The sequence below is a fragment of the Burkholderia sp. BCC1208 genome (assembly GCF_902833095.1).
Lineage (GTDB): Bacteria > Pseudomonadota > Gammaproteobacteria > Burkholderiales > Burkholderiaceae > Burkholderia.
On the sequence record NZ_CADFDY010000011.1, the window covers coordinates 209,099 to 234,188 of the forward strand.

General features: G+C 68.0%; 21 protein-coding genes. 11 read left to right on the top strand and 10 right to left on the bottom strand.

The window, feature by feature from the left end; genetic code table 11:
* Positions 1 to 87 precede the first annotated feature (87 nt).
* The 6 genes from dpsA to recG form a co-directional block, all read right to left on the bottom strand.
* Complete coding sequence (gene dpsA / locus HWX09_RS26360) at positions 88 to 576, bottom strand: non-specific DNA-binding protein DpsA (protein ID WP_006476862.1); 489 nt, start codon at positions 574 to 576, stop codon at positions 88 to 90.
* A gap of 126 nt (positions 577 to 702) precedes the next feature.
* Complete coding sequence (locus tag HWX09_RS26365; protein WP_175888603.1) at positions 703 to 873, bottom strand: hypothetical protein; 171 nt, start codon at positions 871 to 873, stop codon at positions 703 to 705.
* A gap of 110 nt (positions 874 to 983) precedes the next feature.
* On the bottom strand, positions 984 to 3,170 hold the full coding sequence (gene katG, locus HWX09_RS26370; protein ID WP_027783601.1) for a catalase/peroxidase HPI: 2,187 nt from the start codon (positions 3,168 to 3,170) through the stop codon (positions 984 to 986).
* 101 nt (positions 3,171 to 3,271) lie between these two features.
* Positions 3,272 to 3,400 (bottom strand): hypothetical protein, encoded by a 129-nt coding sequence (locus HWX09_RS33900; RefSeq protein ID WP_268907363.1) that lies wholly within the window; start codon positions 3,398 to 3,400, stop codon positions 3,272 to 3,274.
* 393 nt (positions 3,401 to 3,793) lie between these two features.
* Entirely contained in the window at positions 3,794 to 4,753 is a 960-nt protein-coding gene (locus tag HWX09_RS26375) for a hydrogen peroxide-inducible genes activator (protein ID WP_027783600.1), read from the bottom strand.
* A 126-nt stretch (positions 4,754 to 4,879) separates the two neighbouring features.
* Positions 4,880 to 7,189, bottom strand: a complete 2,310-nt coding sequence (gene recG / locus HWX09_RS26380) for an ATP-dependent DNA helicase RecG (protein WP_027783599.1) — start codon at positions 7,187 to 7,189, stop codon at positions 4,880 to 4,882.
* A 167-nt stretch (positions 7,190 to 7,356) separates the two neighbouring features.
* Here recG and queA point away from each other — a divergent pair, with 167 nt between their 5' ends.
* The 6 genes from queA (at position 7,357) to HWX09_RS26410 (ending at position 15,259) form a co-directional block, all read left to right on the top strand.
* Positions 7,357 to 8,424 (top strand): tRNA preQ1(34) S-adenosylmethionine ribosyltransferase-isomerase QueA, encoded by a 1,068-nt coding sequence (queA, locus tag HWX09_RS26385; protein ID WP_027783598.1) that lies wholly within the window; start codon positions 7,357 to 7,359, stop codon positions 8,422 to 8,424.
* Positions 8,425 to 8,579: 155 nt separating this feature from the next.
* A complete protein-coding gene (tgt, locus tag HWX09_RS26390) occupies positions 8,580 to 9,794 on the top strand; it encodes a tRNA guanosine(34) transglycosylase Tgt (protein WP_027783597.1) in 1,215 nt (404 codons plus the stop codon).
* 257 nt (positions 9,795 to 10,051) lie between these two features.
* Positions 10,052 to 10,375 (top strand): preprotein translocase subunit YajC, encoded by a 324-nt coding sequence (gene yajC, locus HWX09_RS26395; protein WP_006476868.1) that lies wholly within the window; start codon positions 10,052 to 10,054, stop codon positions 10,373 to 10,375.
* Between the two features lie 106 nt (positions 10,376 to 10,481).
* The gene (gene secD, locus HWX09_RS26400) at positions 10,482 to 12,503 is read left to right on the top strand and encodes a protein translocase subunit SecD (protein WP_027783596.1); all 2,022 of its coding nucleotides are present in this window, start codon (positions 10,482 to 10,484) and stop codon (positions 12,501 to 12,503) included.
* Between the two features lie 18 nt (positions 12,504 to 12,521).
* Entirely contained in the window at positions 12,522 to 13,472 is a 951-nt protein-coding gene (secF, locus tag HWX09_RS26405) for a protein translocase subunit SecF (RefSeq protein WP_027783595.1), read from the top strand.
* A 203-nt stretch (positions 13,473 to 13,675) separates the two neighbouring features.
* Complete coding sequence (locus HWX09_RS26410; RefSeq protein WP_230469120.1) at positions 13,676 to 15,259, top strand: S41 family peptidase; 1,584 nt, start codon at positions 13,676 to 13,678, stop codon at positions 15,257 to 15,259.
* A gap of 17 nt (positions 15,260 to 15,276) precedes the next feature.
* Here the strand turns inward: HWX09_RS26410 and HWX09_RS26415 are convergent, their stop codons facing one another.
* From HWX09_RS26415 to HWX09_RS26430, 4 genes are all read right to left on the bottom strand, one after another.
* On the bottom strand, positions 15,277 to 16,554 hold the full coding sequence (locus HWX09_RS26415) for an MFS transporter (protein ID WP_027783593.1): 1,278 nt from the start codon (positions 16,552 to 16,554) through the stop codon (positions 15,277 to 15,279).
* 192 nt (positions 16,555 to 16,746) lie between these two features.
* Positions 16,747 to 17,328, bottom strand: a complete 582-nt coding sequence (locus HWX09_RS26420) for a YceI family protein (RefSeq protein WP_006476873.1) — start codon at positions 17,326 to 17,328, stop codon at positions 16,747 to 16,749.
* A gap of 65 nt (positions 17,329 to 17,393) precedes the next feature.
* Positions 17,394 to 17,954 carry a YceI family protein gene (locus tag HWX09_RS26425; RefSeq protein WP_027783592.1) on the bottom strand — a complete coding sequence of 187 codons (561 nt, stop codon included), beginning with the start codon at positions 17,952 to 17,954 and terminating at the stop codon, positions 17,394 to 17,396.
* 8 nt (positions 17,955 to 17,962) lie between these two features.
* A complete protein-coding gene (locus HWX09_RS26430; RefSeq protein WP_027783591.1) occupies positions 17,963 to 18,523 on the bottom strand; it encodes a cytochrome b in 561 nt (186 codons plus the stop codon).
* Between the two features lie 258 nt (positions 18,524 to 18,781).
* Here HWX09_RS26430 and HWX09_RS26435 point away from each other — a divergent pair, with 258 nt between their 5' ends.
* From HWX09_RS26435 to HWX09_RS26455, 5 genes are all read left to right on the top strand, one after another.
* On the top strand, positions 18,782 to 19,447 hold the full coding sequence (locus HWX09_RS26435; protein WP_027783590.1) for a paraquat-inducible protein A: 666 nt from the start codon (positions 18,782 to 18,784) through the stop codon (positions 19,445 to 19,447).
* Entirely contained in the window at positions 19,444 to 20,079 is a 636-nt protein-coding gene (locus tag HWX09_RS26440) for a paraquat-inducible protein A (RefSeq protein ID WP_027783589.1), read from the top strand. Before HWX09_RS26435 ends, HWX09_RS26440 begins: the two co-directional genes overlap by 4 nt.
* Positions 20,072 to 21,691 (top strand): MlaD family protein, encoded by a 1,620-nt coding sequence (locus HWX09_RS26445; RefSeq protein WP_027783588.1) that lies wholly within the window; start codon positions 20,072 to 20,074, stop codon positions 21,689 to 21,691. The genes HWX09_RS26440 and HWX09_RS26445 overlap by 8 nt, the downstream gene beginning before the upstream one ends.
* Positions 21,688 to 22,407, top strand: coding sequence for a PqiC family protein (locus HWX09_RS26450; RefSeq protein WP_027783587.1), 720 nt, complete (start codon positions 21,688 to 21,690; stop codon positions 22,405 to 22,407). Before HWX09_RS26445 ends, HWX09_RS26450 begins: the two co-directional genes overlap by 4 nt.
* Before the next feature lie 512 nt (positions 22,408 to 22,919).
* The gene (locus tag HWX09_RS26455; RefSeq protein WP_027783586.1) at positions 22,920 to 25,034 is read left to right on the top strand and encodes a site-specific recombinase; all 2,115 of its coding nucleotides are present in this window, start codon (positions 22,920 to 22,922) and stop codon (positions 25,032 to 25,034) included.
* Positions 25,035 to 25,090 lie beyond the last annotated feature (56 nt).

Below are 25,090 nucleotides of genomic sequence, written 5' to 3' on the forward strand. Positions count from 1 at the left end.
CGGGCCCGCGGCGGCGGGCATCAATCCAGGGACAGAGTCGAAGCCGGCCCACAGGGGGCCGGCCTGACGCCCCCCGCGGCGCCGGGCTTACGCGAGCAGCGACCGCAGCATCCATGCGGTCTTTTCATGCGTCTGCAGGCGCTGGGTCAGCAGGTCGGCGGTCGGCTCGTCGCTTGCCGCGTCGGCGATCGGGAAGATTTCGCGCGCGGTGCGCACGACCGTCTCGTGCCCTTCGACGAGCTGGCGGATCATCTCCTCGGCGGCCGGCACGCCCTTCGCTTCCGGCACCGACGACAGTTTCGCGAATTCGCCGAACGTGCCGGGCGCGACGACGCCCAGCGTACGAATACGCTCGGCGACGGAATCGACCGCGAGCCACAGTTCGTTGTACTGCTCCTCGAACATCAGGTGCAGCGTGTTGAACATCGGTCCGGTCACGTTCCAGTGGAAATTGTGGGTCTTCAGGTACAGCGAAAACGTATCGGCGAGCAGGCGCGACAGGCCGTCCGCGATGTTCTTGCGGTCCTTGTCGCTGATACCGATGTTGATCTGCGTGGCGTTGCCTTTCTTGGCCATCTTCGGGACTCCTCATTCGAAATGTTGAACCGGCGAAAATGCATCGGGCAATCCGCATGCCGCCTCGTGCGGCATCCGTTCGCGACTCGCCAGTCTAGCGTCGCGAATCCGTTGCCGCCCTCGCCCTCAACCGCCAGCGGCCGACACGACCGGCGCGAGCGCGTGCAGCGCCTGCGAAACCAGCTCTGCCGCCCCGCCGACGACGATCGCGAAGCCGACGACGTAGCGCGCCAGCTCCACCGGCGATCGCAGAATGGGCGACGCGGCGGCGCGCATGTCGAGCATCATTTGCGTCATGGTCGTCACTCCTTTGACAAGACATCGTTCAGGGAAGAAACGGCCGGTCGTCGGACCGACCGTTTCACGTTACTGCATTACTGCATCACCGCGTCAGGATGCGGCCGCGTTCATGCGAGGTCGAAGCGGTCGAGGTTCATCACCTTGTTCCAGGCCGCGACGAAATCGCGCGCGAACTTCTCCTTCGCGTCCGCGCTGCCGTACACCTCGGCCAGCGCACGCAGCTGCGCATGCGAACCGAAGATCAGGTCGACGCGCGTGCCCGTCCACTTGAGCTCGCCCGTCGCGCGATCGCGCCCTTCGAACACGTCGTTCGCGGCCGACACCGGCTTCCATTCCGTGCCCATGTCGAGCAGGTTCACGAAGAAGTCGTTCGTCAGCGTTTCCGGACGATCGGTGAACACGCCATGCTTCGCATCGCCGGCATTCGCACCGAGCACGCGCAGGCCGCCGACGAGCACCGTCATCTCCGGTGCGCTCAGCGTCAGCAGCTGCGCCTTGTCGACCAGCAGCGCCTCGGCCGGCGTCTTGTACGCGTGCTTCAGGAAGTTGCGGAAACCGTCGGCGAGCGGCTCGAGCACGGCCATCGCGTCGACGTCGGTTTCTTCCTGCGACGCATCCATCCGGCCCGGGGCGAACGGCACGGTGACCGCGACACCCGCGCTCTTAGCGGCATGCTCGACGCCGGCCGCGCCGGCCAGCACGATCAGGTCGGCCAGCGACACCTTCTTGCCGCCCGTCTGCGCATCGTTGAACGCCTTCCGCACGCCTTCGAGCGTTTCGAGCACCGCCGCGAGTTCGGCCGGGCGGTTCACTTCCCAGTCCTTCTGCGGCGCGAGGCGGATGCGCGCACCGTTCGCGCCGCCGCGCTTGTCCGAGCCGCGGAACGTCGCCGCCGACGCCCAGGCGGTCGACACGAGCTGCGACACCGACAGGCCGGTCGCCAGCACCTTCGCCTTCAGCGCGGCGACGTCGGCGGCGTCGATCAACGGGTGATCGACGGCCGGGATCGGGTCCTGCCACAGCAGGTGTTCCGCCGGCACGTCCGGGCCGAGATAACGGGCACGCGGGCCCATGTCGCGGTGCGTGAGCTTGAACCACGCGCGTGCGAACGCGTCGGCGAATTCGGCCGGATTCTCGTAGAAGCGGCGCGAGATCTTTTCGTAGGCCGGGTCGAAACGCAGCGACAGGTCGGTCGTCAGCATCGTCGGACGATGCTTCTTCGACGCGTCGTATGCGTCCGGAATCACCTCGCCGGCATCCTTCGCGACCCACTGGTGCGCGCCGGCCGGGCTCTTCGTGAGCTCCCACTCGTAGCTGAACAGGTGCTTGAAGAAGTCGTTGCTCCACTTCGTCGGGGTCGACGTCCACGTGACTTCGAGGCCGCTCGTGATCGTGTCCTTCCCCTTACCCGTGCCGAACGTGCTCTTCCAGCCGAGGCCCTGCTGCTCGAGGCCCGCGGCTTCCGGCTCGGGACCGACGTTGGTGGCCGGGCCGGCGCCGTGCGTCTTGCCGAACGTGTGGCCGCCCGCGATCAGCGCGACCGTTTCCTCGTCGTTCATCGCCATCCGCGCGAACGTCTCGCGGATGTCGTGCGCGGCGGCGACCGGGTCGGGGTTGCCGTCCGGGCCTTCCGGGTTCACGTAGATCAGGCCCATCTGCACCGCGGCGAGCGGGCTTTCGAGCTCGCGCTTGCCCGTGTAGCGGCTGTTCGGGCCGCCGCTCAGTTCCAGCCAGATCTTTTCCGAGCCCCAGTAGACGTCGTCCGGTTCCCACGTGTCGACGCGGCCGCCGGCATAGCCGAACGTCTTGAAGCCCATCGATTCGAGCGCGACGTTGCCGGTCAGGATCAGCAGGTCGGCCCACGAGATGTTGCGGCCGTACTTCTGCTTGATCGGCCACAGCAGCCGGCGCGCCTTGTCGAGGCTCACGTTGTCCGGCCAGCTGTTGAGCGGCGCGAAGCGCTGCTGCCCGCCGCCCGCGCCGCCGCGACCGTCGGCCGTACGGTACGTGCCGGCGCTATGCCACGCCATGCGCACGAACAGGCCGCCGTAGTGGCCGAAGTCGGCCGGCCACCAGTCCTGCGACGTCGTCATCAGCGCGTGCAGGTCACGCTTCACCGCGGCGAGATCCAGCTTCTTGAACGCCTCGGCGTAGTCGAAATCCGGGTCCATCGGATCGGACAGCGCCGAATGCCGATGCAGGACGTTGAGGTTCAGCTGATTCGGCCACCAGTCCTTGTTCGTCGTGCCGCTGCCTGCGGTGTGGTTGAACGGGCATTTCGTTTCGTTCGACATGCTTTTTTCTCCTTGACTTGCTCGTAGGCCCCCACGTGCCGGGCGCGGTTCGTGGAGCATTGCGGGGGGATGAAACGGAACAGGCGGGTACTCCTGTCGTACTACGGGATGTCGTACGCCGCCTTCGGCACACGTTCCCGTTGCCACGCGCCGCAGGCGGGGCGCTCGGGGAAGCGGCTGCCGGCAGTCGTCGTACCGGCGAGGCGGGCGGTCTTCCGGGTATCGGGCATGCGATGCTCCCTCATGGCTCGACGGCAGGTGAATCGGGGGAACACAGGACCGGCGTGCGGCGGCACTCATCCGCCATACGCACGGTCCGCCAGATACGCGAACGCAATCGGACGCAGGCCGCGAACCGCCGCCCTGGCGCGATGTACGACCGTGTCGCGCGACGGGATGTTCCGCTGCGCGTGCTGCAATACCGACCGCATCATGACATCCTCCTTTGACGCTTGCATTCAACGTGCATTTCGCACGTCGGCTCGACACCGATCCATGTAGAGGATTCTATCTACATCTATCAATTATTTGAATTTGATAAATTTCATCTATGCGATAGGCAAAAATAAACGGGGTCGCACGACCCCGTTCATCACGCTGCCACACCCGCATGCGCCACTGCGTCAGTTCATCATGGCCGGCATGTCGAGCTTCGCGACGCCCGGCAGCTCGCACGCGGTAATCGCGTCGCTGATCGCGTCGATCGCCGGCATCCGCGTGAAGCTCTTGCGCCACACCAGCACCACGCGGCGGTCGGGCACCGGTTCGTTGAACGGCACGTACGACAGCAGCTCGGCATCGGGGCCGTTCGCGCGCGGGCCGACCTCGGCGACCGACATCCGCGGCAGCACGGTGATGCCGACGCCGCTCGCGACCATGTGGCGAATGGTTTCGAGCGACGAGCCCTCGAACGTCTTCTGGATGCCGTCGGCCGTCTGCGAGAAGCGCATCAGTTCCGGACACACGCCGAGCACGTGATCGCGGAAGCAGTGGCCGTTGCCGAGCAGCAGCATGGTTTCCTGCTTCAGATCCTCGGCGTCGATTTCCTCGCGCTTCTCCCACGGATGGCCGGCCGGCAGCGCGACGACGAACGGCTCGTCGTACAGCGGCCGCACCATCAGGCCGGTTTCGGGGAACGGCAGCGCCATGATCGCGGCGTCGATCTCGCCCTGCTTCAGCAGTTCGAGCAGCTTCAGCGTGTAGTTCTCCTGCAGCATCAGCGGCATCTGCGGAACACGCTGGATCATTTGCTTGACGAGCGTCGGCAGCAGGTACGGCCCGATCGTGTAGATCACGCCGAGGCGGAACGGGCCGACGAGCGGGTCCTTGCCCTGCTTCGCGATCTCCTTGATCGCGAACGTCTGCTCGAGCACGCGCTGCGCCTGGGTGACGATCTGGTCGCCGATCGGCGTCACGCTCACTTCGCTCGCGCCGCGCTCGAAAATCTGCACGTTGAGCTCGTCTTCCAGCTTCTTGATCGCCACCGACAGCGTCGGCTGGCTCACGAAGCACGCTTCGGCCGCGCGCCCGAAATGCCGTTCGCGCGCGACCGCGACGATGTACTTCAATTCAGTCAGGGTCATTGTGGGTCAATCAGAGATATACAGGCGATAGGTTTAATTTATACACCCTCTGGCCCAGGTTCGCCAAGTTTCTCTGCATCGCGATGCGTCGAGTGGCGGTTTTCGATCCGGCCCCAGGCCGGCCGATCAGGCCTTCAGGTACTGCTCGCGCGCGCCGAGCCAGCGCGCGAGGTGCTGCGTGACGACGTCCGGATACGCGGCAATCAGCCGCGCAGCGGCCTCGCGGGCGGGATCGATCAGCCAGCCGTCGGTCTCGAGGTTGGCAAAGCGCAGCATCGCCGCGCCCGACTGGCGCGCGCCGAGGAATTCGCCGGGGCCGCGGATTTCGAGGTCGCGCCGCGCGATCTCGAAACCGTCGGTCGTCTCGCGCATCGTCTTCAGCCGCTCGCGGCCGGTGATCGACAGCGGCCCGGTGTACAGCAGCACGCACACCGACGCCGCGGTGCCGCGCCCGACGCGGCCGCGCAACTGGTGCAGCTGCGCCAGGCCGAACCGTTCCGCATGCTCGATCACCATCAGCGAGGCGTTCGGCACGTCGACGCCCACCTCGATCACGGTCGTCGCGACCAGCAACTGCACTTCGTTGCGCGTGAACGCTTCCATCACGGCCGCCTTGTCGGCCGGCGCCAGGCGGCCGTGCACGAGGCCGACCTTCAACTCGGGGAGCGCCGCGGCCAGCGTCTCGTAGGTTTCGACGGCCGTCTGCAGCTGGAGCGTCTCGCTCTCCTCGATCAGCGGGCACACCCAGTACACCTGGCGCCCGGTCAGCGCGGCCTCGCGCACGCGGGCGATCACTTCTTCGCGCCGCGCGTCGCCGACGAGGCGCGTCAGCACGGGCGTGCGGCCGGGCGGCAGCTCGTCGATCGTCGACACCTCGAGGTCCGCGTAGTACGTCATCGCGAGCGTGCGCGGAATCGGCGTGGCCGACATCATCAGCTGGTGCGGCTGAAAGTCGCGCGCGCCGTTGGCGGCATTCGCGGCCTTCGCGCGCAGCGCGAGACGCTGCTCGACGCCGAAGCGGTGCTGCTCGTCGACGATCACGAGGCCGAGCCGCGCGAATTCGACCGTATCCTGGATGATCGCGTGCGTGCCGATCACGAGCTGCGCGGTGCCGAGCGCGGCCGCCTCGATCGCCGCACGTTTCTCCTTCGCCTTCAGGCTGCCCGCGAGCCACGCGACCGTGACGCCGAGCGGCTCCAGCCATGCGCGCAGCTTGCGCGCATGTTGCTCCGCGAGGATTTCGGTCGGGGCCATCAACGCGGCCTGGTAGCCGGCGTCGATCGCCTGCGTGGCGGCCAGCGCCGCGACGACCGTCTTGCCGCTGCCGACGTCGCCCTGCAGCAGGCGCTGCATCGGGTGCGCGAGCGTGAGGTCGTGCGCGATCTCGTCGACGACGCGCGCCTGCGCGCCCGTCAGCGTGAACGGCAGCGCCGCGTAGAACCGGGTCGTCAGCGCGTCGGCATCGGCCGCGGTGCGGCGCGGCATCGCGGGCGCCGCGCGCGTGCGGCGCTCCTCGTGCGCACGCTTGAGCGACAGCTGCTGCGCGAGCAGCTCCTCGAACTTGATGCGCGTCCACGCCGGATGCGAGCCGTCCATCAGCGCGGCTTCGTCGGAATCGACACCCGGATGGTGCAGGATGCGCACGGCCTGCGCGAGCGTCGGCACGCCGAGCGGCTTCAGGTAGTCGCGCTCGATTTCGGGCGGCAGCAGCTCGGGCAGCGGCGTGCGCTCGACCGCGTTCTCGATCGCCTTGCGCAGATACGCCTGCGACACGCCGGCCGTGCTCGGATAGACGGGCGTGAGCACCTGCGGCAGCGGCGCATCCGCTTCGACGACCCGCACCGCCGGATGCACCATCTCCATCCCGAAGAAGCCGCCGCGCACGTCGCCGCGCACGCGCAGCCGCTGGCCGACGGCCATCTGCTTGACCTGCGACCCGTAGAAATTCAGGAACCGCAGCACGAGCTGCTCGCCGTCGTCGTCCTGGATCTTCACGACGAGCTGGCGGCGCGGCCGGAACGCGACCTCGTTGTCGAACACGACGCCTTCGGTCTGCGCGATGCCGCCCGGCAGCAGTTCGCCGATCGGCGTGAGCGTGGTTTCGTCCTCGTAGCGCATCGGCAGATGCAGCACGAGATCGATCGAGCGCGTGAGGCCGAGCTTCGCCAGCTTGTCGGCGGTTTTCACCGGTTTGTCGGCGGCCGGCTTCTTCTTGCGTTTCGTACCGGCCGCCCCTGCTTCGTCGCCGGCGGCGCCGTCGGTCTCGGGCGCGGCGGCCGCGGGCTGCGCGAGCCGCCCGTCGGCGCCGCGCTTCGGGCCGGCGCGGCGCGCGCCGGAGCCCGATGCGGACGGCGCGGACGAGGCGGCATCGTCCGCGTCGAACGGATCGGCGGAATCGGCGACGGCAGCGGGGGAACGGCGTGGTGACACAGGCATCGGATCGTCTGGGTGCTTCGCAAGGCAAGTACAATAGCGGCTTTCACGTCGTCCGAACGAACGACGCCGGCCAGGCCGCGCATCCCGTCATCATAGCGGCTCGCGCGCGCCGATTACGCGTTTCCGCCCTGCCGGCGACGCCCGCCGGCCGCTTCGAACCAGCCCGCATGTTCACGCTTTCCGATTTCGATTTCAATCTGCCGCCCGAGCTGATTGCACAAACCGCGCTGCCCGATCGCACCGCGAGCCGCCTGCTCGAGGTCGACCGCGGCGTCGAGCCCGCACGCCTCGTCGACCGCCGTTTCGCCGAGCTGCCGTCGTGCATCGCGCCCGGCGACCTGCTCGTGTTCAACGATACCAAGGTACTGAAGGCGCGTTTCTTCGGCCAGAAGGCCAGCGGCGGCAAGATCGAGGTGCTGATCGAGCGCGTGACGGGCACGCACACGGCGCTCGCGCAGATCCGCGCGAGCAAGTCGCCGGGCGCCGGCACGACGCTGCGTCTGGCCGATGCGTTCGACGTGACGGTCGGCGAGCGCGTCGAGCCGTTCTTCACGCTGCACTTCCCCGCGCCGTGCCTCGAGCTGATCGAGCAGTACGGCCGCCTGCCGCTGCCGCCGTATATCGAGCACGATCCCGACGCGACCGACGAAACGCGCTACCAGACCGTCTACGCGAGCAATCCGGGCGCGGTCGCGGCGCCGACGGCCGGGCTGCACTTCGACCAGCCGCTGCTCGACAAGCTCGACGCGATGGGCGTCGAGCGCGCGACGCTGACGCTGCACGTCGGCGCCGGCACGTTCCAGCCGGTGCGCGTCGACAACATCGCCGAGCACAAGATGCACAGCGAGTGGTACGACCTGCCGCAGTCGCTCGTCGACAGGATCGCCGCGACCCGCGCGCGCGGCGGCAACGTGATCGCGGTCGGCACGACGTCGATGCGCGCGCTCGAAGCCGCCGCGCGCTCGGCCGACGAAGCGGGCCGCCCGCTCGCGGCGACCCAGGCCGAGACCGACATCTTCATCACGCCCGGCTACCGTTTCCGCGTGGTCGACCGGCTCGTCACGAACTTCCACCTGCCGAAATCGACGCTGCTGATGCTGGTGTCCGCGTTCGCGGGCGTCGAGACGATCCGCGCCGCTTACCGGCACGCGATCGCCGAACGCTACCGCTTCTTCAGCTACGGCGACGCGATGCTGCTCACGCGACGCGACACGCCGGAGGCGCCGGGCGCGTAGGCGCGCACGAGCATGCTCGCCGGCACGCGCCGCATTCGCTGCTTGCCGGCTGCGTGCGCCACGCCGGCGCGCCCCGTTTCTTTCACCGCCGCCGGCCTGTCGGCGGTATTTCCAACATGCGCCGGACTGTCTTCCGGTAGCAAGGAGCACTCACGATGACCGAAAGTTCATCCCACGATACGCACGATACGCACGCGAGCCACGACACGCCCGCTCCCGTGCAGGACCGCCCGGCGAACGGGCTCGAATTCGAACTGCTGACGACCGACGGCCACGCGCGCCGCGGCCGCGTGAAGCTCAACCACGGCACGGTCGAAACGCCGATCTTCATGCCGGTCGGCACGTACGGCACCGTGAAGGCGATCCAGCCGCGCGAGCTGCACGAGATCAAGGCCCAGATCATCCTCGGCAACACGTTCCATCTGTGGCTGCGCCCGGGCCTCGACACGATCGACGCGCACGGCGGCCTGCACGGCTTCATGGGCTGGAACAAGCCGATCCTGACCGACTCGGGCGGCTTCCAGGTGTTCTCGCTCGGCGACCTGCGCAAGATCACCGAGGACGGCGTCACGTTCGCGTCGCCGATCAACGGCGACAAGCTGTTCCTGTCGCCGGAAGTGTCGATGCAGATCCAGAAGGTGCTGAACTCCGACATCGTGATGCAGTTCGACGAATGCACGCCGTACGCGACCAACGGCGTGCCGACGACGCACCAGGAAGCGGCCGACTCGATGCGCATGTCGCTGCGCTGGGCGAAGCGCTCGCTCGACGAATTCGACCGGCTCGGCAACCCGAATGCGTTGTTCGGGATCGTCCAGGGCGGAATGTTCGAGGACCTGCGCGACGAATCGCTCGCCGGCCTCGCAGAACTCGGCTTCCACGGCCTCGCGATCGGCGGGCTGTCCGTCGGCGAGCCGAAGGAAGACATGATGCGCGTGTTGCAGCACGTGGGCCCGAAGCTGCCGGCCAACAAGCCGCACTACCTGATGGGCGTCGGCACGCCGGAGGATCTGGTCGAGGGCGTCGCGAACGGCATCGACATGTTCGACTGCGTGATGCCGACCCGCAACGCGCGCAACGGCTGGCTGTTCACGCGCTTCGGCGACGTGAAGATCCGCAACGCGACGCACAAGAACTCGCTGAAGCCGCTCGATGCGACCTGCACGTGCTACACGTGCAGGAACTTCTCGCGCGGCTACCTGCATCACCTGCACCGGGTCGGCGAAATCCTCGGCGCGCAGCTCAACACGATCCACAACCTGCACTACTACCTGCAGCTGATGAGCGAGATCCGCGACGCGATCGAAACGCATACGTTCGACGCGTTCCGGCAGCGCTTCGCGGAGGATCGCGCGAGAGGAGTCGACTGACGGGCCGGCGGGCGGCCCACCTCATAGGACATGACCTGAAAGAAAGCCATATCCAATGGGACACGCACTAAAAAACCCGGTCCAACCACCGGATCGGGCCATCAAACATTACAATTGCCTTTCCACACAAGCCGCAACGGTATCGGTTCGCGCTTTAACAGCTTGATCCGAAAGCGCATTTGCCGAGCCGTTTGCGCATGGGGCCGGTGGTAGAATAACCGGCTTATTTTTCGATCTTCCCCTACGGAGAGACCAACGTGCCGTTCATTTCTAATGCCTTCGCGCAAGGTGCCGGTGGCGCCGAATCGAGCCTGATGAGCTTTCTGCCGCTCATCCTGATGTTCGCGGTGCTGTACTTCATCATGATCCGTCCGCAGATGAAGCGCCAGAAGGAACACCGCAACATGCTCGCGGCCATGGCGAAGGGCGACGAAGTCGTCACGAGCGGCGGCCTCGTCGGCAAGGTGACGAAGGTCACCGAAGGCTACATCGGCGTCGAAATCGCCGAAGGCACCGAAATCACCGTGCAGAAGGCTGCCGTCACGACCATTCTGCCGAAGGGCACGATCAAGTCGCTGTAAGGCTTTCACCGAGCGTCCGGCTCCCCGCGCCGTGCCCGCCTGAGAGAGCGGGCCGCCGCGGCGCCGGACGCGACGCTTTCACGCCAACCACCCGTTCGGCCCCCTCATGAATCGTTATCCACTCTGGAAATATGTCGTGATGGTCGTGGCGCTCGCCATCGGCCTTCTGTACACATTGCCCAACTTCTTCGGCGAAGCGCCGGCGGTGCAGGTGTCGAGCGGCAAGGCCACGGTCAAGCTCGACTCGACCACGCTGACCCAGGTCGAATCGGCGCTCGCGTCCGCGCAGATCACGCCGGACGACGTCACCTTCGAGAACACGGCGACCAACGCGAACATCCGCGTGCGCCTGAAGGACACCGATACGCAGCTGCGCGTCAAGGACCTGCTGCAGAAGTCGCTGAACGCCGATCCGAACGATCCGCAGTACGTCGTCGCACTGAACCTGCAAAGCGCGTCGCCGCGCTGGCTGACCGCACTGCATGCGCTGCCGATGTATCTCGGCCTCGACCTGCGCGGCGGTGTGCACTTCCTGCTCCAGGTCGACATGACGGGCGCGCTCACGAAGAAGCTCGACTCCGACGCGTCCGACGCGCGCACGCTGCTGCGCGACAAGAACATCCGCGACGGCGGCGTGAGCCGCGTCGATCAATCCGTCGTCGTCAACTTCAGCGACGCGCAGACGGCGGAAGACGCCCGCAAGGTGCTCGCCGCTTCGGTCACCGAACTGCAATGGGCGACGCAGCCCGGCGGCGGCGGCACGCAAGTCGTCGGCACGTTCACGCCGGCCGTGCAGAAGTCCGTCGAGGACGCCGCGCTCAAGCAGAACCTGACGACGCTCCACAACCGCGTGAACGAACTCGGCGTGTCCGAGCCGATCCTGCAGCAGCAAGGCAGCGACCGCATCGTCGTCGAACTGCCGGGCGTGCAGGACACCGCGAAGGCGAAGGACATCATCGGCCGCACCGCGACGCTCGAGGCGCGCCTTGCCGACCCGATCAACACGCACCCGAACCCGAACGACCCCGTGCCGCCGGGCGAGGAGCTGTTCACGCAGGGCATCCAGGCGCCCGTGCTGCTGAAGAAGGACGTGATCTTCACCGGCGACCGCATCATCGACGCATCGGCCGGCTTCGACGAACACCAGCGTCCGTCGGTCAACATCCGCCTCGATTCGGCGGGCGGCCGCGCGGTGCGCACGGTGTCGCGCGAGAACATCGGCAAGCCGATGGCGATGGTGCTGTTCGAGAAGGGCAAGGGCGAAGTGCTGACGGTCGCGACGATCCAGTCCGAACTCGGCGACCGCTTCCAGATCACGGGCCAGCCGACGCCGCAGGCCGCGGCCGACCTCGCGCTGCTGCTGCGCGCCGGTTCGCTCGCGGCTCCGATGGACATCATCGAGGAACGCACCATCGGCCCGAGCCTCGGCGCCGACAACATCAAGATGGGCGTCCACTCGGTGATCTGGGGCTTCTGCGCGATCGCCGTGTTCATGGTCGCGTACTACATGCTGTTCGGCGTGGTGTCGGTGATCGGCCTGTCGGTGAACCTGCTGCTGCTCGTCGCCGTGCTGTCGCTGATGCAGGCGACGCTGACGCTGCCGGGCATCGCGGCAATCGCACTCGCGCTCGGCATGGCGATCGACTCGAACGTGCTGATCAACGAGCGCGTGCGTGAAGAACTGCGCGCCGGCCAGCCGCCGCAGCTCGCGATCCAGGCCGGCTACGCCCATGCGTGGGCGACGATTCTCGACTCGAACGTCACGACGCTGATCGCCGGCCTCGCGCTGCTCGCATTCGGCTCGGGCCCGGTTCGCGCGTTCGCGATCGTGCACTGCCTCGGCATCCTGACGTCGATGTTCTCCGCGGTGTTCTTCTCGCGCGGGATCGTCAACCTCTGGTACGGCGGCCGCAAGAAGCTGAAGTCGCTCGCGATCGGCCAGGTGTGGAAGCCGGAAGGCGCCGCGGCCGGCGCATCGTTCGCCGCGGCCGACGAATCGACCGACACCGCGCGCGCCGCGAAGCTCGCCGCACCGGCGAAGGGCAACACGCCGCGCGCCGGCAAGCCGCAACTGCGCAACCGTGCGCAGCAAGGCGTGTCGCCGAAGAAACCGGGCTCGACCCAATAAGGCCCCGGAGACGAAGCCATGGAATTTTTCCGCATCCGTAAAGACATTCCGTTCATGCGGCACGCGCTGGTGTTCAACGTGATCTCGCTGGTCACGTTCCTCGCCGCCGTGTTCTTCCTGTTCCACCGCGGGCTGCACCTGTCCGTCGAATTCACCGGCGGCACGGTGATCGAGGTCCAGTACCAGCAGGCCGCGCAGCTCGAACCCGTGCGCGACACGCTCGGCAAGCTCGGCTACACCGACGCGCAAGTGCAGAACTTCGGCACGTCGCGCAACGTGCTGATCCGCCTGCAGCTGAAGCAGGGACTCACGTCCGCACAGCAGAGCGACCAGGTGATGAACGCGCTGAAGGCGCAGAGCCCGGACGTGACGCTGCAGCGCGTCGAGTTCGTCGGCCCGCAGGTCGGCCGCGAGCTCGCGACCGACGGTCTGCTCGCGCTCGCGTGCGTCGTGATCGGCATCGTGATCTACCTGTCGTTCCGCTTCGAATGGAAGTACGCGGTGGCCGGCATCATCGCCAACCTGCACGACGTCGTGATCATTCTCGGCTTCTTCGCGTTCTTCCAGTGGGAGTTCTCGCTGGCGGTGCTCGCGGCGATCCTCGCGGTGCTCGGCTACTCGGTCAACGAGTCGGTCGTCATCTTCGACCGGATCCGCGAAACGTTCCGCCGCGAACGCAAGATGAACGTGCAGGAAGTGATCAACCACGCGATCACGACCACGATGTCGCGCACGATCATCACGCACACGTCGACGGAAATGATGGTGCTGTCGATGTTCTTCTTCGGCGGCCCGACGCTGCACTACTTCGCGCTCGCGCTGACGGTCGGCATCATGTTCGGCATCTACTCGTCGGTGTTCGTCGCCGGCTCGCTCGCGATGTGGCTCGGCATCAAGCGCGAAGACCTGATCAAGGACAAGAAGACCGCGCACGATCCGGACGATCCGAACGCCGGCGCGCAGGTTTAAGCGCCACGCCGTTTCGGCTTCGAAAAAGCCGGCCCGTCTGGGCCGGTTTTTTTATGTGCGGGGCACCGCGGTACGGCGCGCGGCCGGCTCGGCCGGCGCCGCGCGGGTGTCGGCTACAATCGTCACCGCCCTGCCCCGTCGCTTGCCGGTCGCATCCCGGCACCGGTCAAACCTCTCGCTACCCGTCCGAACGTGCGGTCCCGATGATGCCTCCCCTGCGTGTCGTTCGTCGCCTCGCCGTCTGCGCAGCCGTCGCGGCCGCGTTCCCGTACGCGCCGCTCGCCGGTGCGCAACCGGCATCCGCACCATCCGCCGCTTCGCTGCCTGCCGATGCGCCGCCCGCCGCTTCACCCGCCACCGCATCGGTGCCCGCTTCCGTGCCCCCCGCTCAACCGCCGTCGCCCTGCCCGCCCGACTGGGAGCCGCAGCTCTGCGAACTGAAAGCGGCCGTCGAAGTGCTGAAGAAACAGCATCTGACCGACGTCGACATCGGCGCGCTGCTCGACGCCGCGACCCACGACGGGATCAAGACGTTGCCGTACGCGCGCTTCTTCAACGCGAAGGAAGAGCAGGAACGGCGCGACGACGAGCGGCGCGCACGCGACGGCATGCCGGGCATCGGGATCGTGTTCGAGACACGGCCCGACGGCCTGCACATCATCGACGTGATTCCCGACGCGCCGGCGGAACGGGCCGGCGTGCGGCCCGACGATCTCGTCGTCGCGATGAACGACAGGAGCGTCGTCGGCATCGACGGCAGCGCGCTGACGAAACTCGCGAAGGGCGACGCGGGCGTGCCGCTGAAGCTCACGGTGCAGCGCGGGCCGAAGCATGCGGTGCTGAGCTTCGCGCCCGTGCGCGCGATCGTCAGACCGCATCCGGCGACCGCGAAGCGGCTCGATGGCGACATCCTGTACACGCGGCTGTCGAGCTTTCCGGAGCCGGCGGTCGGCGACTATATCGACGCGGTACAGGCCGCGCGCCGCGCGGGCCCGCCGGTGAAGCAGATGATCCTCGACCTGCGCATCAACGGCGGCGGCGCGCTCAATGCGGCGATCGGCATCACCGCGCTGTTCGCGGGACGCGACCGCACCGCGATGGTGACGGTCGAGCGCGGCGACACGCACCGCCGCCGCTACACGACCAACTGGCCCGACTACGAACTGCCCGTCATGCACGGGCAGGACCCGCTCGCGCCGCTGCAGGCCGACGACTGGTGGCGCACCGTGCCGCTCGTCGTGCTCGTCGACGGACAGAGCGCGTCGGCCGCCGAAGCGACCGCGGCGGCGCTGAAGGATCTCGGCCGCGCGAAACTGCTCGGCATGCCGACCTACGGGAAAGGGCTCGCGCAGACGGGTGTCGATCTGATCGACGGCACGCGCCTGAATTTCACGTTCGCGCGCAACCTGCGGCCGAACGGCTGCCCGATGGACGGCTACGGCGTCATGCCGGACTGGCTCGTGCCGCCGCGCGTCGATTCGGACGTCGACGGCGTGCTGCTGTGGTACCGGGAAGTCGATCTGGCCCGCGCGCCGTATGCGGACCGGCAGGCGCCCGACCCGTTCGCGCAGGTGCGCAACGCACGGCAGAAGCTGCGCGAGCAGCGCGTGCGCGCGAAGATCGATACGGCGAGGAGCGCGGCGCTGCCGCAGCGCGCATTCGGCACGGCCGCCGACTGGCAGCTCCGGCAGGCGCTCGCCGCGCTCGCGGGGCGCCCGGTCCGGACCGTCGACGCGCCGCCGCAACTGATGCCGGCGCAACCGGTGTGCGAGCGCGGCGGCAGCTGACGCGCCGCCCGCCCCTTTCAGCGGAACCCGAACCGCTTGCGCAGCACGATCAGCGCCGCAAGGCTCAGCACCGCCGCGAACATCAGGTAGAAGCTCGGCGCGGTCTTCATCCCGGTCGCGCGGATCAGCCACGCAATGATGAACGGGCCGAAGCCGCCGAAGATCGTCACCGCGACGTTATACGCGAGCGACATCCCGGTCGTGCGCGTCTGCACCGGAAACACCTCCGACAGCAGCCCCGGCAGCGCCGCGAAGTAGCCGGTCATCAGGAACGCGAGCAGCACCTGCAGCGCGATCAGCGTGCCGAAGCCCGGATGCGCGACGAGATACGCGAACGCCGGATAGATCAGCACGAGGATGCCGACGGCCGGCGCGATCATCACGCGCACGCGGCCGTAGCGATCCGACCAGTGGCCGACGAGCGGCGCGAACGCCATCTGGATCACGCCGACGACGAGAATCGCCGCAAATGCGGCCGACGGCGCGAGGCCGAGCTGCTTCACGCCGTAGGTCGGCATGAACAGCACGAGATAGGTCGCGACGGTGCCGAGCACGACCACGCCCATTGCCGCGACGAGCCGCGCCTTGTGCGATGCGAACGTATCGCGTAGCGGGCTCGCGGTGCTTTCGGCCGCGAGGAATTCGGGGGTTTCGTCGACCTTGGTGCGGATGTAGTACGCAACCGGCCCGAGCAGCAGCCCGAAGAAGAACGGCACGCGCCAGCCCCACGACGCCATCTGCGCGGCCGACAGCTGCGCGTTCAGCACGGTGCCGAAGCCGGCCGCGAGCAGCGTCGTGAGCCCCTGGCTCGCGACCTGCCAGCTCGCGAAGAAGCCGCGCCGCCCGGGCACGTGCTCGGCGAGGAACGCGGTCGCGCTGCCGAACTCGCCGCCGGCCGAAAAGCCCTGCATCAGCCGCGCGGCGACGAGGATCACCGGCGCGGCGACGCCGATCGTCCCGTAGGTCGGCAGCACCGCGATGACCAGCGTGCCGGCCATCATCAACAGGATCGACAGCGTGAGCGCGGCCTTGCGGCCCGCGCGGTCGGCATACGCGCCGAGCACGAGCGCGCCGAGCGGCCGCATGAAGAACGACACGCCGAACGTGCCGAGCGTGAGCAGCAGCGACACGGTGTCGTTGCCGGCCGGGAAGAACAGCTTCGAGATCGTCACCGCGAAAAAACCGTAGACGACGAGATCGAACCACTCGAGCGCGTTGCCGATCGACGCGGCGACCACCGCGCGCCAGACGCGCGGCGACGAGGCAATGGAACGGGGCTGCGTGACGGCATGCATCGGCGATCTCCTTGTCGTTGTACGTTCTGTTCGAGGCGGCCGCCGTCGCGGCGTCGGCCTGCCCGGCGCCGCATGGCCGCATGCTGCGCTCGGGCGATTATAGGCGCGCAAAAAAACCGCCGCGCCCCGGTAACGGGAGCGCGGCGGTTGGCCCGCAGGGGCCGGCCCCACGGCCGGCCTCGCCGGGAAGTCTTACTGCTGCTTGACCGCTTCGGCCGTGATCAGCAGCTTCGTCTTCATCTTGAAGCCGTACTGCTTGCCGTAGTCGAGACCGAAATCGTCGCGGCTGAACTCGCCGACCGCGTCGACGCCGCACACTTCACGCTTGAGCATCGGGTGCGGCATGCACTTGAACGAATCGATCTTCAGCGTGAGCGGCTTCGTGACGCCATGCAGCGTCAGGTTGCCGACCACCGACACCGGCTTGTCGCCGTCGAACTTGATCGTGCCCTTGTAGTTCGCCTGCGGGAACTTCGCCGCATCGAAGAACTCGGCCGTCTGCAGGTGCTCGTCGAGCTTCGCGCTGCCCGTGTGGATCGACGCGATGTCGGTCGTCACGTCGACCGTCCCGGTCTTTGCCGCGCGATCGAGCGTCACGGTGCCGCTCGACTTGTCGAACTTGCCGCGCCAGACCGACAGGCCGCCGAAGTGATCGGCCTCGAAGCTCGGGTACGTGTGGCTCGGGTCGAACTGGTAGGTCGCGCTTTCGGCGAAGGCCGAGAACGACAGCGAAGCGGCCAGCGCGCCCGCGGCGATGATCAGATGCTTTTTCAAACTTTTTCTCCTGGGAACGGCGCCGCGCCCTCGCGCGGCATTCAGTTGAGGCGGCAACCTGCCGCTTACTTGGTGGCGACGAGATGGAACTTGATCTGCACTTCGTCCGCGACGACCGACGTGTCCTTCCACTCGCCGGTGCCGACGTTGAAGGTCGAACGCTTGATCGGCAGCACGCCGTCGAACGTCTGCGTCGCGCCGTTTTGCGCGACCGTGACGGGCACCGTGACGGTCTCGGCCTTGCCCTTGATCGTCAGCTTGCCGGTCACGTTGTACTTGTTGCCGCCGGCCGGCGCGATCGCCGACGACACGAACGTCGCCTGCGGATAGGTCTTCGCGTCGAACCAGTCCTTGCCGGCGACCTGGTCGTTGTACATCTTGTCGCCGAGGTCGAAGCTCGCGACGTCGATCGTCATCTGCGCGCTGCCCTGCGCGGCTTTCGCCGGGTCGAACTTCACCTGCGCGGAAAACTTCTTGAACGCGCCTTCGGTCGGCACGTTCATCTGCTTCGACACGGCGGACACCTTGCTCTTCGCGAGATCGACGTCGGCATGCGCCGCGCCCGACGCGACGAGCGCCGCCGCGGCGAACGCGGTCAGCATGGAGCGGGAGAAAGACACTTTCATGGGATCCTTCATTTGGCAAAGGGAAGCATGCGCGACAGCAGGCCGTCGCGGTCCAACAACTGGTGCTTGAGCGCCGCGAGCACGTGCATCGCAACGAGCGCAAGCAGAATGTAATTCAAGGACACGTGCAGCGTCTTGAAGGTTTCCTTCAGCACCGGATCGGGGTCGATCAGGCGCGGCAGCGGCACGATGCCGAGATAGACGACCGGGATGTTCGACGCCGAGCTGTACAGGTAGCCCGTCGCCGGGATCACGATCATCAGCACGTACAGCAGCATGTGCACGCCGTGCGACGCCGCGCGCTGCCATGCCGGCGTGCCGCCCGGCAGCGGCGGCGGCACGTGGGTCGCACGCCACAGCACGCGCACGACGGCCAGCGCGAACACCGTCACGCCGATCCACTTGTGCCACGAGAAGTACTTCAGCTTGGTCGGCGTGAAGCCGGGGATGTCGGTCATCACCCAGCCGAGCGCGAAGCCGCAGACGATCAGCAGCGCGATCAGCCAGTGCAGCGCGATCGCGGTAGGTGCGTAGCGGGCCGGCGCGGCCAGCGGCGATTTCGATGCCATCTTGGGTTCCTCAGTTCAGCGAACGGCTGCGCCGGTAAATTCGTCCGACGCACGTCAAGGGCGCCATGCTACCGCAACCTTTTGACGCGCGCGGACTCTGAGGACAGGCGCGCCAGCCGGCTGACGGCTTCCCGCCATGTTACCGATCGGTCACGCAACTCACGATCCTTGACCCACCGAAAAAGCCCTTTTGGTAAGATTGGCGCGGGTTCCGGCCCCGTCGACGCGTTCTCCCGGCCGTCGCAACACCCCTTTTCCATGCAACGATACGACCTGATTGCCTGCCACGAATGCGACGCACTGTTGCATAAACCGCGCCTGAGCGGCCGCGAGATCGCCCGCTGCCCGCGCTGCGACGCGCTGCTGTATCGCAACAGCACCACGCAGATCGAGCGCATCAGCGCGCTCGCGGTCGCGGCGCTCGTCACGTTCATCATCGCGCAGACGTTCCCGATCCTCGAAATGGACCTGAACGGCACCCGCGTGCAGACGACGCTGATCGGGGCGATCGACGCGCTGTGGCATCAGGACATGGCGATCGTCGGCGTGATGGTGTTCTGTTCGACCGTGCTGTTTCCGCTCGTCGAGATGGCCGCGCTGCTTTACGTCCTGCTGCCGATCCGGCGCGGCATCGTGCCGCCCGGCCTCAACCTCGTGCTGCGCACGATCCAGCTCGTGCGGCCGTGGGGGATGATCGAGGTGTTCATGCTCGGCATCGTGGTCACGATCGTGAAGATGGTGAGCCTCGCGCGCGTCGTGCCCGACGCGGCGCTGTTCGCGTTCGGCGCGCTCACGCTGATGACCGCCGTCGTGCTGATGTTCGACCCGCGCACGGTATGGGACATCGCCGACGACCTGCGCGCCGGCCGCGCGCCGGAGCAGCCCGACCCCGCCGCGCCGCTGCCGGGCGCCCCCCGCCGATGACGAGCTCCCAGCCGACCGCCGCCCGCGAGGGCTACGCCAGCTGCCACGCATGCGGGCTCGTGCAGACGATCGACCGGCCGCACGCGCATTGCGCGCGCTGCGGCAGCGCGCTTCACGTGCGCACGCCGAACAGCATCATGCGCACGTGGGCGCTGCTGCTCGCGGCCGCGATCCTCTACATTCCGGCGAACCTGCTGCCGATCATGCGTACGTCGTCGATCGTCGGGTCGCAGCAGGACACGATCATGAGCGGCGTCATCTATTTCTGGACGTCCGGCGACTGGCCGCTCGCCGTCGTCGTGTTCGTCGCCAGCATCCTCGTGCCGATGCTCAAGCTCGGCGTGCTGACGATCCTCGTCACCAGCGCGCAGCGCCGCGCCACGTGGCGGCCGCTGCAGCGCACGCGCCTCTATCGGATCGTCGAGCGCATCGGCCGCTGGTCGATGCTCGACATCTTCGTCGTGACGCTGACCGTCGCGCTCGTCCATTTCCGTTCGCTCGCCGTCATCACGGCCGGCCCCGGCGCACTCGCGTTCGGCTCGGTCGTGATCCTGACGATGCTCGCGTCGATGCAGTTCGATCCCCGTCTGATCTGGGATCCAGTCGAAACCTCAGGGAATCACCATGAATAGTCCACAAGGGCCGCAGCACGACGCGCCCCGACCGCCCGATCCGACGATCTCGACGAAAAGCGGCTGGCTGCCGTCGCTCGTCTGGCTCGTGCCGCTGATCGCCGCGCTGATCGGCATCGGCCTCGTGATCAAGTCCGTGCGCGAGCGCGGCCCGGAAATCACGATCAGCTTCCACAGCGCCGAGGGGCTCGAGCCGGGCAAGACCCAGGTCAAGTACAAGGACGTCGAGATCGGCATGGTCAAGACGATCAAGCTGTCGAAGGACCTGTCGCGCGTGCTGGTGCAGGTGCAGCTCAAGAAGGAAGCCGAGGACTTCGCGGTCCAGGGCTCGCGCTTCTGGATCGTGCGCCCGCGCGTCGGCGCGACCGGCGTGTCGGGGCTCGGCACGCTGCTGTCCGGTGCGTACATCGGCGTCGACGCCGGTCACGGGCAGGACACGCTGACCGACTTCACCGGCCTCGAGACGCCGCCCGCGGTCACGGGCGACCAGAAAGGCACGCAGTACGTGCTGCGCGGCGATTCGCTCGGCTCGGTCGACATCGGCTCGCCGGTCTACTACCGCCGCGTCCAGGTCGGCCAGGTGGTCGGTTTCTCGCTCGACAAGGATGGCACGGGCGTCACGTTCAACGTGTTCGTCAATGCGCCGTACGACCAGTACGTCGGCGTGAACTCGCGCTGGTGGCAGGCCAGCGGCGTCGACCTGCGGCTCGATTCGAGCGGCCTGAAGCTGAACACGCAGTCGCTCGCGACGGTGATCCTCGGCGGCATCGCGTTCCAGACGCCGCCAAACCAGGGCAGCGGCGCGACCGCGCCGAACAACACGACGTTCCGTCTCGGCTCCGACGAGGGCGACGCGATGCGCGACCCGGACGGCCAACCGCTGCAGGTCGTGATGAACTTCAATCAGTCGCTGCGCGGGCTCGCCGTCGGCGCGACGGTCGACTTCCGCGGCATCGTGCTCGGCGAAGTGACGAACATCGGCATCGACTACGATCCGAAGGCGAAGAACTTCACGATGCCGGTGACGATGAACGTGTATCCGGAACGCCTCGGCCGGCGCTTCCGCGAGACGATCGCGAGCCAGGGTGAACCGGCCCGCCGCGAGATCGTCGAGCGGCTCGTCCAGCACGGGCTGCGCGGCCAGCTGCGCACCGGCAACCTGCTGACGAGCCAGTTGTACGTCGCACTCGACTTCTTCCCGAAGGCGCCGGCAGTGAAGATCGACACGGCCCGCCAGCCGCTCGAGCTGCCGACCGTACCGAATACGCTCGACGAGCTGCAGCTGCAGGTCGCCGACATCGCGAAGAAGCTCGACAAGGTGCCGTTCGACCAGATCGGCGCGAACCTGAACAGCGCGCTCGCGAACGCCGACAAGCTGTTCAAGCAGCTCGACACGCAGGTCGCGCCGCAAGCGCGCGACACGCTGTCGGCCGCGAAGCAGACCTTCTCGACCGCCGAGGCGACGCTGCAGCAGGATTCGCCGCTGCAGTCCGACGTGCGCGGCGCGCTGAAGGAACTCACGCGCACGCTGCAATCGCTGAACGCGCTCGCCGACTATCTGGAGCGCCACCCCGAATCGCTGCTCAAGGGCAAGCCAGGAGATAAGCAATGACGACACGCGTGAACGGTTTCGCGAGCGGCGCGGCGGCGGTCGTCGCCGCACTCGCGCTCGCCGCGTGCAGCTCGCCGCCCGCGCGGTTCTACACGCTCAGCCCGGCCGACGCCGCGGCGCCGCTGCGTACCGCGCCGGCCAACCCGGCGTTCCTGATCGAGGTGCCGTCGGTCGGCGTGCCCGAGCAGGTCGCGAAGAGCCAGCTGGTCGTGCAGAAGAACGCCGCGCAGGTCGACGTGCTCGAGCAGGAACGCTGGGCGTCGCCGCCGGCCGACGAGATCCGCCGCGCGCTGTCGGACGATCTCGCCGCGCAGCTCGGCACGATCGACGTCGCGAATTCCGCCTATCCGGCCGGCGTGCCCGTCTATCGCATCAGCGTGAACGTGCAGCGCTTCGAGTCGTGGCCCGGCAAGCGAGCCGCGGTCGACGCCGTGTGGAGCGTGCGCTCGCTCGCCACGCAGGCCGTGATGACCTGCCGCACGAGCGTCGCCGAACCGGTCGCCGACGGCTACGACGCGCTCGTCGCCGGCCACCGGCGCGCGCTCGACGTGATTGCCGCGCAGGCCGCGGCCGGCGTGCGCGCGATGGCCTCACGCCGCGGCGCGACGGCCGCGCCCGCGGCCGGCAGCAAGACGGCGGTCACGCCGGCCGTGCCGTGCCCGGCCAACCCGACGTCCGGCGGCGACGCCGACGCGACGGGCCAGTCCGGCGCATAAGCGAACGCGGACGGCCGCGCAGGCGAACGTTCGATACGGCGTTCGCGTGCGCGGTGTCGAATGGCGCGGCGCGTCCGGCAGCGCGCGCCGCCCGTCGTAGGTCGTAGGTCGTAGGTCGTAGGTCGTAGGTCGTAGGCCCCACGCCGCCACAGCCGGTCTCGCGCACCGCCTTCATCGGCCGAACGGCCATTTACATTCTTTGTCAAAGCCGCCGGAACCCGCGCCATGCAACGCGGTCCGCTTGCGTTTTCCGGCCCGATTGACGATCCTACGCACTTTCAGGCTCGCGCCGTTCGTCGTGCGCACCCGCCAGCGGCGCCGGGCCGTTCGGCCCGACCGCCGTGCCTCCCGGCGCCCGCACGCGGTCGGCGTGCACCGCGGCGGGGCAGCCGCATCGCGGGTCGCCGCGCCCCGTCCGGCACCGGCCCCGTCTCACCCGTTCTCCCGGTGCCGCGCCGTTTCCCCGGCCGGCATCCCGAACCCGCCCGTCCCGGGCTTTCGCTATTCCGTTTATGTTTCGTTCCCTGACGACCCTGATCAAGAAGTGGCGCGCGTCCCGCAATGCCGGTCACCAGCTCGATGCGCTGCTCGCGCACGCCGACGCCGACGCGTCGTACGCCGAGCGCAGCGAATGGCTGATCGAGCTCGCGCACTGGCTGCGCCGCAACGGCACGGTGCAGGACGCGCCGGCCGAGCGCGACGCCGACACGCGGGCGTATCCGGCCCATGCGCGGCTGCGCTACCTGTTCCACGTGCTCGATCGCAACCCCGCGTGGAAAGCGCACGCCGGGCGCATCCTGCGCGGCATCCTGCGCGAGTGCGACGGCATTTCGCTGCTGTGCGACGCCGGCATGCCGGTGCATTCGGGCTTCTTCGGCGCGCTGTTCGAGCGGATCGATTCGTCGCTGATCCCGCCCGCGCCGAACCGCCGCGAGCTGTCGGCGCTGTTCACGCTGATGTTCCCGACGCCCGAGGACGCGAAATGGATCGGCGCGCTGCCCGACGACCTGCTCGTGCGCTTCGCCGAGCTGATCTCGTTCGACGTCACCGACGAAGAGCGCCACGAGCCCGGTTCGTTCTCGCGCGACCTGCTGGCCGCGCTGCACAACCTGACCTGCCAGATCAGCTCGACCGGCCTGTCGCAGACGGTGCGCAGCCGGCTGTCCGACGACGATGCACGCAAGCCGCTCGAATCGCAGCCGTTCTACCGCCTCACGCGCGCGATGCTCGCGGTCGAGACCGCGCATGCGGCCGCCGACGACGGCGGCGACCCGAGCAAGCTGCTGCACGAGGTGAACTACCTGCGCGTGCTGCTCGACGAATGCCGGATCGCCATCGACGACGTGTTCGCGCACTTGTACCGCAACGGCGTGTCGGTCGACATCGTGTTTCAGGTCGAACGGATGCGCATGCGCATCCTGCGCGCGGAAATGCTGCTCAACGCGTGGATGGCGCGCGACGACCTGCGCGGCATGGCGCATCTGACTGCCGAGCTCGTCGATGCGAACCAGAGCAGCCAGAGCGTCGCGCACCTCGTGCGCAGCAACTTTTCTCTTTTCGCACGCAAGCTCGTCGAGACCAACGCGGACACCGGCGAGCACTACATCTCGCGCGGCCGCGCCGAATATCTGAAGATGTTGCGGATGGCCGCGGGCGGCGGCCTCGTCACGGTCGCGACCGTGTGCGTGAAGTTCGCGATCACGGGCGCGCACCTGCAGTCGATGCTCGAAGGGCTGCTCGCGGGCGTCAACTACGCGGCCAGCTTCATGCTGATGCACTTCCTGCATTTCACGCTCGCGACCAAGCAGCCTGCGATGACCGCGCCGACACTCGCGCGCGAGCTCGACGACACCGGTCACGAGGAAGGCGTGAAGACGTTCGTCGCGTCGGTGATCGCGCTGATCCGCACGCAGGCGGCCGCGATTTCCGGCAACGTGCTCGTCGTGCTGCCCGTGTGCCTGCTCGTGCAGCTGTTCGCGAGCAACGTGCTGCACGCGAACCTGATCTCGCCGGAGAAGGCGCACGCGACGCTGCACTCGTTCTCGCTGCTGGGCCCGACGCCGTTCTATGCGGCGCTCACGGGCGTGCTGCTGTGGGCGTCGAGCCTGCTCGCGGGCTGGGCCGACAACTGGTTCGTGCTGCACCGGGTCGGCGACGCGCTCGCGTACAACCGCCGGCTGCGCCTGACGCTCGGCGCGGCCGGCGCCGCGAAGCTCGCGCACTTCTGCCGGTCGAACGTCGCGGGCGTGGTCGCGAACGTCGGCCTCGGCCTGATGCTCGGCCTCGTCCCGGCGATCGTCACCGTGTTCATGTTCCCGTTCGAGGTGCGGCACGTGACGCTGTCGGCCGGCTCGATCGGGATCGCGCTCGGCGTACTGGGCAAGGATGCGCTCGGCACGCCCGAGCTGTGGTGGGCCGGCGCCGGCGTGCTCAGCATGGCCCTCCTCAACGTGCTCGTGAGCTTCGCACTCGCGTTCACGATGGCCGTGCGCTCGCGCAGCCTGCGCCCGACCAAGGTGCGCGCGCTCGTCGCCGCGATCGTCCGCACGGTGCTGTCGAATCCGCTCGCGCTGTTCTGGCCGGCGGCCAACCGGGCCGCGCGCGCCGGCCAGCCGGGCCCGCACTGACCTGCGGCGGGGCGGCGGCGCCCCGCCAGGCGCCCGTCGCCGTCCGCCCGGCACGC